Genomic DNA, 14,566 nt, shown 5'->3' with positions numbered 1-14,566 from the left:
GGCCGCGTCGGGGATGCGGCGCCACCGCTCAGCGGCCGCTGGACAGAGATCGAAAGCGGGGGGAAGCGGTCAATCCACCCCGGCGATGGTCGATTCTCAACCGGCAAGGGTTCGCGTAGCAAGTATTTAATGTGAGGTTTCCCCACCAGGGCAAATCAACGCGAACTACCCTCGTCGCTCTCGCGGCGCGGCGCCCCCCAGCAATGTCAATGCGACCAGCGCTCCGGCGGTGGGTTCCGGGGCAGGGGTGGGGGCGGATAAGGCGATCGCGTTGCCGAAGTTCGACGCCCAGATGTTGTAGTCGACGCCGGCAACTTTGCCGTCGCGGTTACCGTCGCCCTGCGTTCCGGGGACGACCCCTGTTAGGCCTTCGTTGTCGCGCCAGATCGTGTAGTCGGCCGCGTCGACCACGCCGTTGCCGTTGTAGTCTCCGGCCAACACCGGCGGCGCCTGCAAGACGTCAAACGTAACGCCGGCGACCCCAGCGTTGCCGAACGAAACCCCGGCGTCCTTTGACTTGACCCCCACAGCGAACAGGTCGCCCGCTTCGGCGCCGCTAATATCGAAGAAGTGCATGTCGACAAACCGGTTGGAATCGGTAGAGAGCGTGCTCGACGAGTGGAGGATGGATCCGCCCCCCAAGGAGGAGACCTGCATCAGGAACACCTCGTCGGGAACAAAGCTTGAATTGTCGGTCCCGTCGACCATCACCCCCAGCCGGAAGTGGCTCGGAGCGTCGTCCCCAACTGAGAATCCCCACCTTCCTGCAGGCGGGCCATCCGGGTTGGCAGGGTCGTTGCCGAACTGGTCCCAGCCGTCCAGGATGCCAAGCTTGACGTAGGGAGCCTGACCGAACGACTGGGGGGACTGGCCCTCGCCCCAGGACCAGTCTCGGATGCCTTGGGTCAGCTCTGGGTCGTCAATAAGGGCGTAGCCGTACCCCCCGACAACACGGCTGGCGAGCACCTGGGAGCCCGCCACCCAGCTGGGCAGGTCGGTCTGGTTCGCGAAGAGCAGTTCGAAGTTTGGGTCGCCCGGCGCCGAGCTGATGCCCGGGATAACATTGGCATTCGGGTAGTCGCGGCGGGTGGCAAACACCACGTACCCGTCTCGACCGTAGTAACGCTCGCCGTCTTCGTCGACCGCGGCGAACTGATTGCCGGCTCCCGAGGTCCGCCACGGCACGACCACGTAGGGGCGGTTGGGGTCGCCCGCCGGGCCCGCGCCGGGGAAGAAGGTGCCGCCGATGTCGTAGTCGGTGCCGGCGTACTGCAGGTCGGCGGCCTGCCCGACGCCCGCGCTAGCCGCGGCCACTGCGATCGTTAGCAATAAGTTCCGGGTCGTGTGCATCTGATTGATCTTCATCGCTGTAGGCGCCTTGATTTTGGGAGAGCAGCTCTGCCGAGCGTTAGAAAGCGTCGCCCGACTCGCCGTTTGCTCGGGTTGCGATAGCGTGCCAGGCCTCGATCTCTACCGACTCGACGACGAACTCTGCGTGCCCGTCACAGAAGGCCGTCATCACACCACCGGGGTGCTGGCTGCGGGCGGTCTGCGACATCGGCCCCCGGGGAAGGGTCCGGCAACGCGCCGAGTCACAGGGCGCGGACGGGTTGAGCACCCCGCTGGGATCGTCCGAGCCTGGCCCATTAGCGTCGGCGCACCACTCGAGCTGGTCGACCCCTTCTTTGAGCGTGCTGGTCGTCGGGTCGTCGACCGACGCGTTCGGTGCGAACTGGTGGGAGTACAAGCAGCTCGCCAAGTAGAGCAGCCCGCGGGCGTCCTCGCCCGGGTACTGGCGAACCTCACCGAGCATCACGGTCTTGCTCGTCCCGTCGGTGATCTTCCGCAGCTCCACGCCCTTGTTCTGTCTGCCGTACGCCTTCTCGAAGGGCCCCCGCTTGTCGACGCCGCTGATTCTCAAGTCGTTCTTGCGGAAGATCTCCCAAGTGATTTCCGGCAACGCCTGGTACCAGTTCCAAGTTCCGACGTTCGCCAAATAGCTGCCGTGCGCAAAGCAGGCGGCGCGGCCGGTATGGATCCCGAGCGGCTGATCGGAGGGGCACAGGAAGATCGGGATCTGCGTGTAGGTCCAAGGCGATTCGTTCGGGCAGGTATCGCCCGCTCGATTGAAGTCTTCGTAGACGGTCTTTTCGAAGTCGATCTGACCGAAAACCGCCGCCTCCTCCAGGTAGGGCAAGATGTAGGAAGCCCACGTGTGGTTCAGATCGCCGGACGGGACGGTAGTGAAGCCGGCCGGGAGCCGGCCGACGGCGCTCTCGTGGTTGAGGACGCCCAGCGAAACCTGCTTCATCTGGTTGAGGCAAGAGCTGCGCCGCGCCGCCTCGCGAGCCGCCTGGACCGCCGGCAGCAGGAGGGCCACGAGGACGCCGATGATGGCAATCACCACCAGCAGCTCCACCAGAGTAAAGCCGCCGTCTTGAAAAGCCCGTTGCCTACTCAGGGCTGCTGGTTTTCGCATTGCTGTGCCTGTTCTCTTTCCGTGAGCCAATACCTCGACGAACGTGCGGAGCGGGCGTTCCGGCCGCTCCGCACCTGGCTCGATCATCGGGGCGCCAATCCCCCTCGCTCGGTGCGGCCGCTTACGCCCTCCGCCGACGCAGCACGGCGAGCCCGGCCGCTGCCGCCGACAACGCCAAGCTAGCGGGCTCTGGCACATAGTCGAACGAGAAGCCGGAGACGCCCGCCGAGCCACCGCCCGGGTTGTAGGCCAGGAAGACGAACTCGTCCCCGGCCTGCGCGCCGGTGACGTCGAAGAGGTGCATGTCGACGAACCGGTTCTTCGCGACCGTGCCGGTCGTGGCTGTCGCCGTCCCATTGACCTGCTGCATGATCACTTCGCTAGGCGCCCAGTTGGTGGAGTCGAGACCGTCGGTCATCACGCCGACCCGAAAACTAGCAGGGGCGTTGGCGCCCACGGTGAAGCTCCACCGCTCGGCCGGCGCTACGGTCGGGTCTGCGCCGGTTGAGGTGCTGTTGCCGTCCAGGACTCCGAGCTTCACATAGGGGGGCTGGAACGTCGAGGCGGGTGTCTGCGACAGGCCCCAGCTGTAGGCCCGCACGCCATTGGTGAGCTGGGGGTCATCGATCAGGGCGTAGGCCCAGCCGCCTGCCTTGCGGCTGGCGTGTATCTGCGAGCCAGAAACCCAGCTCGGCAGGTCGACAAGGTTGGGGAACACGGAGTTGTCCGTCGGGTTGACGAACGCGTTGCCGCCCTGCAGGTTTGCGTTCGGGTAGTCGAAACGGGTGCCAAACATAGCGTAGCCCGCGCTCCCGTAGACGTTGTCTCCGTCGACGTCGAGCGGCTTGGCGACGTCATTTGCCCGCCAGCCGGCGACGACGTATGCGTTCACGTCAGCCGGCCCGCCCCCGGGGAAGAGGGGGACGATGTCAAAATGGGTGCCCGTGTAACCGAGGTTCGCCGCTTGGGCGCCGACGGCTAGCGTTGCAGTAACAACCCAAGCCATCGCGAGATGCATCAATTTCACGAGTCTCTCCTTCAGAATGAGGCGAATCAAAAGAGCACAAAAGAGCCGTAAGCAAGTTGTTCGAAGTCGATTGGGGTCGCAGCAGCCCCCGGAGCCGACGCTCCACAGCCAGGCCGGCGAATCTTCAGCGATCCGAAAAGGTCGTCAACAGGAACGGACCCGTTCCTACTACTGCGTGAACAGGAGCTTCCTACTGCCCTACCGCGTCTCGTTGGCACTGACGCGGCACCGCCAAGGCTACAGTGGCCCGTCCAAGCAGATCTCGGCCCGCATAAGCGGCGTACCGATCACCGTGCGGCGTCACGCCGGATTGCATCTTCGCGAACGGGACCAGCCAGTTGAAAAGCACGCCTGGTGTCGTCTTGAGCGCCGACTGGATGCTGTTCCCTATTACTACTTTCATTGAGGACGGCAGTACTCGCGATACGCAAATGCGGAAATCATGTGTCGCTATGCGACAAGCCATTGCGTCTTCGCACTGAATCGCGAAACTCCGAGGGGGTAAGCGACACTTCCTGACGAAAAACCACTGCCAGGCGTCTTGCGCCCGAGAATCCGGCTTGCTTGGCAATCGCCGGCATCTGCAGATCTGTCTCGGTGAGAAGCCGCTTGGCCAATTCGATCCGCGTTCGCCTGATTTCCTCGAGCACGGTCCGTCCTAGTCGTTCACGAAACCTCCGCTCCAGCATCCTCCTCGACACCGCCGTGTGCTCATGCACAGCCTCGACATCGATATCCAAATGCGCATGGCTGCGGATGAAACCGAGGGCTGCACGCAGCTCCGGGTCCTCGATTGCCAGGGTGTCCGTCGAGAACCGCTCCGCCACCCTCACGGGCGGCAAGTACGCCCGCCGCTCGGGCGCCGGCTTCCCGGACATCATGCGGTCCAGCCGCTCGGCCGCCTCGTAGCCAATCCGCTGCGAGGGGAGGACAATGCTCGAGAGCGGCGGGACGGCGAGGTTGCACTCCAACTCGTCATTGTCCACCCCCAAGAGCGCGACTTGCCCCGGAACGTCGAGTCCCATCTGGCGGCAGGCCTCGGCCAGTTCCCGCGCTGGCACGTCGTTGCTCGCGAGGATCGCCACCGGCTTCTTCAACCTCTCAAGCCACTCCCGCACGCGTTCGTCGACGCTCACCCAACTCACTTCCTCCGAAGGCCGTGGCAGGTACTCGGCGTAGCAAGCGGTCGCCTCGCATCCCCGCTCGGCGAGCGCGTCTCGGAAGCCTGTCTCACGCTCGCGCGAGAAGCCGGCGGTGGAGCTGCCAAAGAATCCGAAGTTCTGAAAGCCGCGATCCAGAAAGTAACCCGCCGCCATTCTTCCCACGGCGAAATGATCGGCGTCGACCAAGGGGTAGGGCAGGTCGAGCAGAGTGCTGGTTGTGTTGACGATCGGCACGTCCAGCTCTCCCAACGCCTCCGCGACCCGCCGCTCGAAGAGGTGGGCGATAATTCCATCGGGACGCCACTCGCTAAGCGGCTTCAGCACGTGCGCCGCGAACGGGCCGTCGCGTATCACCCAGTCCGTCTTGGCGTGCGCGTACGCTTGGATTCCGCGCAGCACCTCGCGGTTGTAGGCCAGGTCCTGGCCCATCAGGAGTGCGACGCGTCGGTGAGTGGGCGGACCCGCATTCACGGGGGCCATGGACGGAGTCTCCAGGTTGGAAAAGGGCAGCGTTGCGGCGTTGCGCTTAGCAGAGCATGCCGTGGGGGAGAACCGCGCGTCAAGTGACAGGTACGCGAACACGACCATCACGCCCAGACGCCGAGACCGACAATGCGAACCCCGCTGCCGACCGAACCGCCCCTGCTCGAGATGATCGGCATCTCCAAACGCTTCGGACCCGTCGAGGTGCTCCGGGGCGTCGACTTCACGCTCAATGCCGGGGAAGTGCACGTGCTCGCCGGTGAGAACGGCGCCGGCAAGAGCACGCTGATCAAGATCCTCGCTGGCGTGCACGACGACTACCGGGGATCTGTTCGCGTGGAGGGGAGAGATGTAAGGTTTCGGACGCCTCGGGAGGCGGTCGACGGCGGCGTGGCAGTAATCCACCAAGAGCTGTCGCTGATCGGGCCAATGACGATCGCGGACAATCTGTTCTTGGGCCGCGCCAAGACTTTCGGGGGGTTCGTACGAAGCCGGCTGCAATCGGAAAGGTCGCGCGAGTGGCTCGAGCGGCTGAGCATCGAGGCCAGTCCGGGCGACCGAGTCGAGGACCTCGCGATCTCAACGCAGCAACGGCTTGAGATCGCCAAGGCGTTGTCGCTCAACGCCAAGATCCTGGTGATGGACGAGCCCACGAGCTCGCTAAACTCCCAGGAGGTTGAGAAGCTGTTTGAGCTAATTGCCGAGCTAAGATCTCGCGGGGTGGGGATTGTCTATATTAGCCACAAGATGGACGAGATTACGCGGATCGCCGACCGGGTGACGGTGCTGCGGGACGGACGCCTAGTCGCGTCGGCGCCGGCAGCCGAAGCCCCCGCGACGCAGCTGATCTATTGGATGGTCGGACGCGACGTGGAGCAGCAGGACCGCCCGCCCCGACAGGCCGCCTCGGACGTCCGGCTGGAAGCCCGCGGCTTCAGCCTGCCTGGCCCTGCGGGGGCGCCCGGCCCGGTAGATTCGGTTTCGTTCTCGGTCCGACGCGGCGAGGTGGTCGGCGTCGGCGGGCTCCAGGGGTCGGGCGCAAGCGAGCTGCTGCTTGGGCTCTTCGGTGCCGCACCCCGAATCGAGGGCGGGGTGTGGATTGACGGCGCGCCCGTGCGGATCCGCAACCCGCGTCAGGCAATCCGCCAAGGCGTCGCCCTGCTGACCGCGGACCGAAAGAGCAACGGGCTGGTGCTTTCGATGTCGATAACGAAGAATACAACCCTGGCGAGCCTGGGAGCGTTCTCATCGAACGGCTGGCTGCGACCCGAACGCGAGCGTCGGGCCGCTGCCTGTCACGCGGAGGCTCTTCACCTCAATGCGGAGCGGCTCGAGATGGAGGTCGGCGCGCTCTCGGGCGGCAACCAACAGAAGGTGGCGCTCGCCAAGTGGCTCGAGACCCGACCGCGGGTGCTGCTGCTGGACGAGCCGACGCGCGGCGTCGACGTTGGGGCCAAGCGAGAGATCTACGACCTCATAGATCAGTGGGCCGCGGGCGGCATGGCGATCGTGTTGATCTCCACCGAAATGCCAGAGCTCCTATCGCTGAGCGACCGCATTGTCGTGCTCCACCGAGGGCGCGTCACCGCGACACTCGACCGAGGCGTCGCGACTGCCGAGACGGTGCTCGCGGCCGCAATGGGATCCCACCAAGAGAATCCAGCTCCCCTGATTGATGACTGAACACTCTCCCCCCACCGCAGCGCGCAGCGTCCTCCTCTGGCTGCAATCACCGGCGGTCCGAGCCCTTGCTGCGCTGGCTCTGGTGCTCTTGGTTGGCGTCGTCTTCAACGCCGACGGAGCGTTCTTCAAGGCGGGCATGCACCGTGACGCACTCCGTCAGATGTCGGTTTACGGGATCCTGGCCTGTGGCATGACGCTGGTAATCACTACCGGCGGCATCGACCTCGCCGTGGGCAGCGTGCTTGCCCTCTCTTCGGTGTGCTGCGCAATGATGGCGATTCACTGGGGCTGGTCGCCCTGGGCCGTCATCCCGCTGAGCATTGCGGTCGGCGCCGCGTGCGGGTGCGTATCGGGATTGATGACAGCCTGGCTGCGGGTGCAGCCGTTCATTGCCACGCTCGCCATGATGGTGTTTGCTCGAGGGTTGGCGAAGCACGTCTCGGGGGGGATGAAGGTCTCGACCGCGGCGCCGCAACCGGATGGTTCCTACCTGTACCTCGACGTTCCCCCGTTGTTCCGCGCGATTGACGCCCGGCTGCTGGGCGGCAACGTATCAACCGTCACGCTCGTGTTTCTCGCCTGCGCGGCCGTGGCGTGGGTGGTCCTCTCGTGGCGTCGGTTGGGGCGTGAGCTCTACGCCATCGGCGGCAACGAAGAGGCCGCGCGCATGTCTGGCGTGCCGGTTGTCCGGTCCACGATCTGGGCCTACCTGCTGTCGGGGGCGTTGGCCGGGGTGGCCGGGGTCTGCCAGGCGAGCCAGGAACAGCAGGGCGACCCCGAGGCCGGCGCCGGCTACGAGCTCACCGCGATCGCGATGGTAGTGATCGGGGGCACCAGCCTGATGGGGGGCCGCGGCGGCATGGGCCTCACGCTGCTGGGTGTGCTTACCATCGGTTACCTCGACAAGATACTCAGCATCAACGCCATCCCTTCGGCGATGCGGCTGATGCTTACCGGCGTGATCATCATCGCCGCGGTCCTGACTCAGAAGCGTGGCCGCTACTAGCAAGCTCTACGCCCGTCCAAACCTTTCTCCCTTGTCTCCCATTCAACTCCCAGGCGATAGCATGTGCCGCCCGCTTCTTCTTTGTGTCTTTGTCCTGCCGGCCGCGCTGATCGGCTGCTCCAGCGACTCCTCCACACCAGCGGACGAGGGCGGATCGCCGGGCGCCGCTGCCTGGACGATTGGCGTGAGCCAGTGCAACCTCGGAGAGCCGTGGCGCGTGCAGATGGACGCCGACCTCAAGCGGGCCGCTGAGTCTCACCCCGAGGTCCAGTTGCAGTTCAACAACGCCGAGAACGACACCCTGAAGCAGCGGGCGCAGATCGAAGAATTCGTCAGCGCCGGGGTCGACCTGCTGATCGTGAGCCCCAAGGAGGCTCAGCCGCTGACCGAGCCGATCGCCAAGGCCTACGACGCCGGGATACCGGTAATCGTGCTGGACCGTCGCGTGCTCCGCGATGCGTACACGTGCTTCATCGGCGCCGACAACCGAGAGATCGGTCGAGCGGCCGGTCGTTGGATCGCCGAGCACGCCAAGCCCGACGCAAAGATCGTGGAGCTCCAGGGGCTGATGACCAGCGTGCCGGCCCAGGATCGCCACTCCGGCTTTCTCGATGGCCTGGGCGAGGCGGGCCAGGTCATCTTCGCCGCCGACATGCAGTGGCTTGAGCCGCAGGCACGCAAGGAGATGGACTCGGCGTTGGCGAGGTTCGACGAGATCGATGTCGTGTACGCCCACAATGACCCGGGCGCCCACGGCGCCTACCTGGCGGCGAAGGCGGCGGGGCGCGATGAGGAAATGCTGTTTGTTGGCATCGACGCGCTGCCCCACGAAGGGGTCGCCTATGTCAAACAAGGGATCCTCGATGCGACCTTCGAGTACCCGACCGGCGGGCGGAAGGCGATCGAGACCGCCATCAGCATCCTCAACGGCGAGGAAGTTCCCAAGAATATCGTGCTGGAGTACGCCACGATTGAGCAGCCTAGCCAACGCGCTGCGCCGGCCGGGCTCTGAACGAGCGTGCGGCGCCTCCACGCCGATGCTTCGCGCTGCGGGGTATGAGACGAGCGTGAACACAATCGCTTTCGATTCTCGGGCGGCGGGCTTCCTGGCCGTCGGCCCCGCGAAAACAATTGACTGCCGGGGCCAAGCGGGCTTTAATACGCACGCGTGCCTAGGGGTCCTGCGTTGACGACGACGGTGCACGCCACTGCGCTAAGCCTACCGGCCGCCTACATATCCATGCACCGTCGGACCTAGTCATTTGCTGCAAGAGTTCGGCTTCGCGCCATTCCAAGTCGTGCTGCTCTCCGTGCTGTGCGACCGAGAAGAGATCACTCAATGGGAGGTGGCTCAGCGGGCATCGTCCGACGCCAACACGGTGAAGGCGACGCTGCTGCTGCTCGAACGCGACGGGCTGCTGGTCAGGGAGTCGCACAAGGAAGACCGTCGGGGGTGGGTAGTCGCGATCACGGTCCAAGGGCGGCGTACTCAGGAAGAATTCTCCAGCGTGTTCAAGCCGCTGCAGGATGTGCTGCTCTCATCCCTCGGCGTCGGGAGGGCGGAGGTACTCCTCGCGGATCTCCATAGTCTTAACGAAGACATGGGGCGATGGGAGGGCAGGTAGCTTTCGGTGGCTCTCCGCTCGAATCCGGCCGCTGCGAAGCTAGCGTTGGGGGGTACGCGAGTGCGTGGGTAGGACCGGGATGCTCGGAGTGACGGGACAACCCGATGCGTGTCGCTGGATTTTGGATCGTCACACCCACTTGGAGAGACGGCGCTGTTGTGCAAGCGTATCCAGCCATTGAACCACTCCTTCTCTAGCTCTCAAGGCGCGAATCCATGCCACAATCTCTCGCCCGAAATGCCTGCCTGGCGTTATCTGTCCTCATGGCGTGCTGCTGGGACGTGTCGGGACAACCAAACTCGACAGCGGCGACCAACGGCGCCGTCGACGCGGCCAACCCGCCGTTCGCCCTGCCGATGAACTGGACGGCAAGCGGCCCACTCGTGCTGCCGGTGTCGGACGCTTCGCACCAGATTGTGTCCATCAAGGATCCGACGATCGTCAATTACGACGGTCTGTGGCACGTCTACGCGACCGCGTACTCAACCTCGGCCAAGACGTGAAGCATGGTGTACCTCAACTTCAAGGACTGGGCCGACGCCCCCCAAGCGCCGCTGACCTACATCGACGTCAATCCAGCCCTGCGTGGCTACCACTGCGCCCCCCACCTTTTCTACTTCTCGCCCCACAAGAAATGGTACCTGGTCTTCCAATCGCCGCAGCCTCAGTACTGCACGACTGACGGTCCTTCCAAGCCTGAGACGTGGACCGCGCCACAGAACTTCTTTCAGCAACTGCCCGAAAGCGCGCCGCGGCTGCCAATTGACTACCACATCATCTGCGACGAGACGCACGCCTACCTCTTCTTTACCGGCGACGACGGCCGCTTCTACCGAAGCCGGACCAAGATCGAGGACTTCCCGCACGGTATGAGCGACCCAGAGGTAGCGATCCACGAAGACCGGGAAGACCTGTTCGAAGGGAGCATGACGTACAAGATCCGTGGCGCCGACGCCTACCTCACGATCATTGAGGCCATGAGTCCCGCCCGTCACTACCGCGCTTGGACCGCCGAGGACTTGAACGGAGAATGGACTCCCCTCGAGGGCGCCGACACTTGGGAGTCCCCCTTTGCAGGCGTCAACAACGTCACGTTCGCAGACGGGGTCGAGCCCTGGACGCGGGACATTAGTCACGGGGAACTGCTGCGAGACAACTTCGACCAGACCCCAACGATCGACCCCCAGAATCTGCGGTTCTTGTTCCAGGGGCGTGCCGCGGACAGCGGCGGCCCCTACCACCTGCTGCCGTACCGGCTGGGGCTGCTGACGCAGCAGGCCCGGGCCCCTGGCGGAACTCCCCAGGCGGAGGTCGAAGCACCGCCGCGGCGGCGGGCTGCGGGTGAGGAGCGCGGCCGATTCGGCGGCGCCATCGACTTGGCCCCCGACGACAAGCCGGTGTTTGACGAACCGCCCAGGGATTTCATGGTCGCGCGAGACGACATCCCGCACGGAAAACTCGAGATGATCGAGTACGACTCGGAGGCGGTGGGCGCCAAGCGCAAGATGAACGTCTACACGCCGCCCGGATACTCGGCCGACCAGCGTTACCCGGTGCTCTATTTGCTGCACGGGATAGGCGGGGACGAGACCGAGTGGCAGCGGTTCGCGCAACCCAACGTGATCCTGGACAACCTGATTGCGAACGGCAAGGCCGAGCCGATGCTGGTGGTCATGCCCAACGGTCGCGCCCAGAAGAACGACCGGGCGGAAGGAAATGTGTTTGCTTCGGCTCCGGCGTTTGCAAAGTTTGAGGCCGACCTGCTGGGCGACGTGATTCCCACGATCGAGTCGCGGTATTCGGTGGTTAGCGATCGGGAGCAACGCGCCCTGGCAGGCCTCTCGATGGGCGGCGGACAGTCACTCAACTTCGGGCTGGGCAACCTCGAAACGTTCGCGTGGGTAGGCGGGTTCTCCTCGGCCCCGAACACCAAGCCGCCGGCCGAGCTCGTACCCGACCCCGCGGCGGCCCGGGAGAAACTCGAGCTGCTGTGGCTGAGCTGTGGCGCCAAGGACGGGCTGATCCGCGTCAGCCGAGCTGTACACCGCCGCCTGAACGAGCAGAACGTGCCGCACATCTGGCACGTCGACTCGCACGGCCACGACCCGCAGCACTGGAGCAAGAGCCTCTACTGGTTTTCGCAGCAGATCTTCCGGCCCGCGGGCGAGTAGCGTCGCCACCGATACGAGGGAGCACCTATGTTCGAGCCTTGGTCATCGTCAGCCTCTCAACCCAACCGACGCCTCGCCGTCGCGGCGGTGCTCGTCCTTGCGTTGCTGTCGAGCTGCCCAGCCGCCGCGCAAGCAAGCCAACCGCCAGTGTTGAAGGACGCGTTTGCAGGCTGCTTTTCGATCGGAGCGGCCGTGAATCGTCAGATCGTGGGGGGCTCGACAGGCCGCCTGGGGTTTGGCCGTCGTTCTGCGGAACAGATCGAGCGCGACCGCATCCTGGTTACCACGCAATTCAACAGCATTGCACCAGAGAACGATCTTAAGTGGGCTTTGATCCACCCCCAGGCGGGCCCCGACGGCTACCAATGGGGGCCCGCGGACGCGTTCGTGGAATTTGGCGAACGCCATGGCATGTACCTCGTGGGGCACACGCTTGTCTGGCACAGCCAAACCCCGCTCTGGGTCTTCCAGGGCGACGGTCCCTTGATCAACAACTCGCAGGCGGCCGAGCAAACCGAAGCCGGCGAAGAGTCGAGCGAGCCGCGGGGGAGGCGTTTCCGGCGCCCCGGGTTGGAAGGGCCTCGCGCGACTCGGGAGCAGCTCTTAGCGCGGATGCGGGACCACATCCACACGGTCGTGAGCCGCTACCGGGGCAGGATCAAAGCCTGGGATGTGGTGAACGAGGCCCTCTCGGATCGAGGTGAAGAGGTTCTGCGTGAGTCGCTGTGGCGAGAGATCATCGGCCCCGACTACATCGCCAAGGCGTTCGAGTACGCGCACGAGGCGGACCCCGACGCGGTGCTTCGGTACAACGACTATGGACTCGAGGACCCAGCTAAACGACGCAAACTCATCAAGCTTGTTAGGTCGCTGAAAGCCGAGGGCGCGCCGGTGATGGCGATCGGAACCCAAGCCCACCTCAATGTGTCCTCCGCCAGTTTTGAGAACATGGATCGGACGCTGACTGAGTTGGAGACCCTCGGCCTGCCCATCCATGTGACCGAGTTGGACATCAACAGCGCAAGGCGGGGTCAGCGGAACACGGGAGCCGACATCAGCGGCAACGTTGCGGCCACCGAGGGCGGTCTCGTGGACGAGGCGGATAGACGACTGGCGGAGGCATACGAGGACGTGTTCCGAGCCTTCCTCAAGCACCGCGAGAAGTTAGACGTGGTGACGTTTTGGGGCGCCAACGACGCCAATTCCTGGCGGTCCCGGGGCAGGCCCTTGCTCTTCGACGGGGCTAGTCGGCCCAAGCCCGCGTTTGATGCGGTTCTTCGGACCACCACGCGCGCTGATTAACATTCCGAAACAGACCACAGGGATAGCGTCAATGAACAGCGTCCATAGAGGCCTCGTAACGTTGCTCTTCGCCGCGGTTGTCACGTCGGGCGAACGCGTCAGCGCACAGGCCGACCAACCGGTCGACGATTGGGAGCCGGCGTCCACCAACCAGCCCGGGAGCGATTTTCCGAAGGTGAATTCCGAAGGCCGCGTGATGTTCCGCATCAAGGCGCCGTTGGCCAAGAGCGTATCCTGCAGCTTCCGCGACGGCGGCGAATTCAAGCAGGATGAAGAGGGCGTCTGGACGGGGTACACGCGGCCGCTGGACGAAGGCTTTCACTACTACACGATCAATATCGACGGCGCCGAGGTCCCCGATCCGGGCAGCAAGTACTTCTTCGGCGCCATGCGGTGGGGGAGCGGCGTCGAGGTCCCGGCGCACGACCAAGATTCTTATGCCGTGGAGCGGGTTCCCCACGGACAGCTTCGGGAGGTGCTGTTTTACTCGGACAGCACGAAAGCGACCCGCCGCGCCTTTGTCTACACGCCACCCGAGTACGAAGAGCATCCTGAGAAGCGCTACCCCGTCCTCTACCTGCAGCACGGCTGGGGCGAGAACGAGTACGGCTGGGGAGCCCAGGGGCACGCCAATCTGATCATGGACAACCTCATCGCTGAAGGGAAGGCCAACCCCTTCATCATTGTGATGACCTACGGGATGACCAACGAGGTTCGGTTTGGTGGGTTGAGCCGTTTCAGCATCGAGCCGTTTGAAACCGTGCTTGTCGACGAGTTGGTCCCCTACATCGACGCGACTTTCCGCTCGCTGACCGATCAGCCGAATCGGGCGATGGCCGGCCTCTCAATGGGGGGAATGGAAACCCGCTTGATCACGCTTCGCAATCTGGACAAGTTTTCCCATATCGGCCTCTTCAGTGGCGGATCGATTTCGATCGACGACGTCGAGAACACGGAGGGCTTCCAAGCAAGCGTCAAACTCGTGTTCGTGAGCTACGGCGGTCGGGAACTCGATCGGGGAGGCGCCAGGCGCGGCGGCGATCCCGGAAAGGACGTCGAAGCACTCCAACAAGCCGGAGTGAACGCCGTCTTCTACGCCTCTCCGGACACGGCTCACGAGTGGCAGTCTTGGCGACGAAGCCTACGGGAGTTTGCGCCGCTTCTCTTCCGCCACCAGGACGCCCCACGAGAGTAGTGCGGCGCCAGCCCCGCACACCCCGGGCATGAAGTGTGGACGGGATGGACCGGCTCTCCGAGCACCGGCGTGCCAGCCTCAGGAAGCGACCGAGGCGGCCGGAGCCGGACTTGATCTCCTGGCGCCCTACTTGCCGACCTCAATTCGATTGAGCCGGCGACCAGTTGGTGAGACGACGAACAGGGCGACGAGAAAGAGTGCCGTCAAGAAAAGCCAGTCGCTCGTGGGGCGGGAAGGAAGAAACGGCACGGCCACCGCAAGTTCTTATCGTTTGAAGGGCTAGATTCGCGACTCGTTCCTAGAGTGCGTTGCCGCCTCTCCGCACACGACCATTGCTTCGGACGAGAACTTGGAAGCGGCTCAAGAGGTGATGGACTCACTGTTGACCTCGTGCAAGCTCGACAAGTAGGAGGAGTCGTACCCCAACGCCTT

At 64.4% G+C, this 14,566-nt stretch carries 12 protein-coding genes; 8 read left to right on the top strand and 4 right to left on the bottom strand.

The genetic code is table 11. The features are described 5' to 3' along the window. Positions 1 to 165 precede the first annotated feature (165 nt). From Pla123a_RS05640 to Pla123a_RS05625, 4 genes are all read right to left on the bottom strand, one after another. Complete coding sequence (locus Pla123a_RS05640; protein WP_146584738.1) at positions 166 to 1,365, bottom strand: hypothetical protein; 1,200 nt, start codon at positions 1,363 to 1,365, stop codon at positions 166 to 168. 43 nt (positions 1,366 to 1,408) lie between these two features. Beyond that, a complete protein-coding gene (locus tag Pla123a_RS05635; protein ID WP_197527703.1) occupies positions 1,409 to 2,479 on the bottom strand; it encodes a DUF1559 domain-containing protein in 1,071 nt (356 codons plus the stop codon). A 121-nt stretch (positions 2,480 to 2,600) separates the two neighbouring features. Then, the gene (locus Pla123a_RS05630; protein WP_231956349.1) at positions 2,601 to 3,497 is read right to left on the bottom strand and encodes a PEP-CTERM sorting domain-containing protein; all 897 of its coding nucleotides are present in this window, start codon (positions 3,495 to 3,497) and stop codon (positions 2,601 to 2,603) included. A gap of 449 nt (positions 3,498 to 3,946) precedes the next feature. Further along, positions 3,947 to 5,149 carry an AraC family transcriptional regulator gene (locus tag Pla123a_RS05625; RefSeq protein ID WP_391541944.1) on the bottom strand — a complete coding sequence of 401 codons (1,203 nt, stop codon included), beginning with the start codon at positions 5,147 to 5,149 and terminating at the stop codon, positions 3,947 to 3,949. A gap of 132 nt (positions 5,150 to 5,281) precedes the next feature. On the opposite strand from Pla123a_RS05625, the gene Pla123a_RS05620 reads away from it, so the two are divergent. From Pla123a_RS05620 to Pla123a_RS05585, 8 genes are all read left to right on the top strand, one after another. Beyond that, complete coding sequence (locus Pla123a_RS05620; protein WP_146584731.1) at positions 5,282 to 6,835, top strand: sugar ABC transporter ATP-binding protein; 1,554 nt, start codon at positions 5,282 to 5,284, stop codon at positions 6,833 to 6,835. Next, positions 6,828 to 7,841 carry an ABC transporter permease gene (locus Pla123a_RS05615; protein ID WP_146584729.1) on the top strand — a complete coding sequence of 338 codons (1,014 nt, stop codon included), beginning with the start codon at positions 6,828 to 6,830 and terminating at the stop codon, positions 7,839 to 7,841. The genes Pla123a_RS05620 and Pla123a_RS05615 overlap by 8 nt, the downstream gene beginning before the upstream one ends. 61 nt (positions 7,842 to 7,902) lie before the next feature. Continuing rightward, positions 7,903 to 8,853, top strand: coding sequence for a substrate-binding domain-containing protein (locus Pla123a_RS05610; RefSeq protein ID WP_146584727.1), 951 nt, complete (start codon positions 7,903 to 7,905; stop codon positions 8,851 to 8,853). A 250-nt stretch (positions 8,854 to 9,103) separates the two neighbouring features. After that, complete coding sequence (locus Pla123a_RS05605) at positions 9,104 to 9,466, top strand: MarR family winged helix-turn-helix transcriptional regulator (protein ID WP_146584725.1); 363 nt, start codon at positions 9,104 to 9,106, stop codon at positions 9,464 to 9,466. A 215-nt stretch (positions 9,467 to 9,681) separates the two neighbouring features. Beyond that, entirely contained in the window at positions 9,682 to 9,969 is a 288-nt protein-coding gene (locus tag Pla123a_RS05600; protein ID WP_146584723.1) for a hypothetical protein, read from the top strand. Between the two features lie 3 nt (positions 9,970 to 9,972). Then, on the top strand, positions 9,973 to 11,637 hold the full coding sequence (locus Pla123a_RS05595; protein WP_146584721.1) for a non-reducing end alpha-L-arabinofuranosidase family hydrolase: 1,665 nt from the start codon (positions 9,973 to 9,975) through the stop codon (positions 11,635 to 11,637). A gap of 27 nt (positions 11,638 to 11,664) precedes the next feature. Continuing rightward, positions 11,665 to 12,939, top strand: a complete 1,275-nt coding sequence (locus Pla123a_RS05590) for an endo-1,4-beta-xylanase (protein WP_146584719.1) — start codon at positions 11,665 to 11,667, stop codon at positions 12,937 to 12,939. After that, a complete protein-coding gene (locus Pla123a_RS05585) occupies positions 12,905 to 14,134 on the top strand; it encodes an alpha/beta hydrolase-fold protein (RefSeq protein WP_146584717.1) in 1,230 nt (409 codons plus the stop codon). The genes Pla123a_RS05590 and Pla123a_RS05585 overlap by 35 nt, the downstream gene beginning before the upstream one ends. The last annotated feature ends 432 nt before the right edge of the window (positions 14,135 to 14,566 follow it).

Source organism: Posidoniimonas polymericola (assembly GCF_007859935.1).
Lineage (GTDB): Bacteria > Planctomycetota > Planctomycetia > Pirellulales > Lacipirellulaceae > Posidoniimonas > Posidoniimonas polymericola.
This window is presented reverse-complemented; position numbering and strand designations above follow the sequence as displayed.

Bases quoted from the DNA above. Each gene is read 5' to 3' on its own strand.
- Pla123a_RS05630 (WP_231956349.1), bottom strand. From the start codon at position 3,497: ATGCATCTCGCGATGGCTTGGGTTGTTACTGCAACGCTAGCCGTCGGC.
- Pla123a_RS05615 (WP_146584729.1), top strand. From the start codon at position 6,828: ATGACTGAACACTCTCCCCCCACCGCAGCGCGCAGCGTCCTCCTCTGG.
- Pla123a_RS05640 (WP_146584738.1), bottom strand. From the start codon at position 1,365: ATGAAGATCAATCAGATGCACACGACCCGGAACTTATTGCTAACGATC.
- Pla123a_RS05595 (WP_146584721.1), top strand. From the start codon at position 9,973: ATGGTGTACCTCAACTTCAAGGACTGGGCCGACGCCCCCCAAGCGCCG.
- Pla123a_RS05590 (WP_146584719.1), top strand. From the start codon at position 11,665: ATGTTCGAGCCTTGGTCATCGTCAGCCTCTCAACCCAACCGACGCCTC.
- Pla123a_RS05585 (WP_146584717.1), top strand. From the start codon at position 12,905: ATGCGGTTCTTCGGACCACCACGCGCGCTGATTAACATTCCGAAACAG.
- Pla123a_RS05620 (WP_146584731.1), top strand. From the start codon at position 5,282: ATGCGAACCCCGCTGCCGACCGAACCGCCCCTGCTCGAGATGATCGGC.
- Pla123a_RS05610 (WP_146584727.1), top strand. From the start codon at position 7,903: ATGTGCCGCCCGCTTCTTCTTTGTGTCTTTGTCCTGCCGGCCGCGCTG.
- Pla123a_RS05635 (WP_197527703.1), bottom strand. From the start codon at position 2,479: ATGCGAAAACCAGCAGCCCTGAGTAGGCAACGGGCTTTTCAAGACGGC.
- Pla123a_RS05600 (WP_146584723.1), top strand. From the start codon at position 9,682: ATGCCACAATCTCTCGCCCGAAATGCCTGCCTGGCGTTATCTGTCCTC.
- Pla123a_RS05625 (WP_391541944.1), bottom strand. From the start codon at position 5,149: ATGGCCCCCGTGAATGCGGGTCCGCCCACTCACCGACGCGTCGCACTC.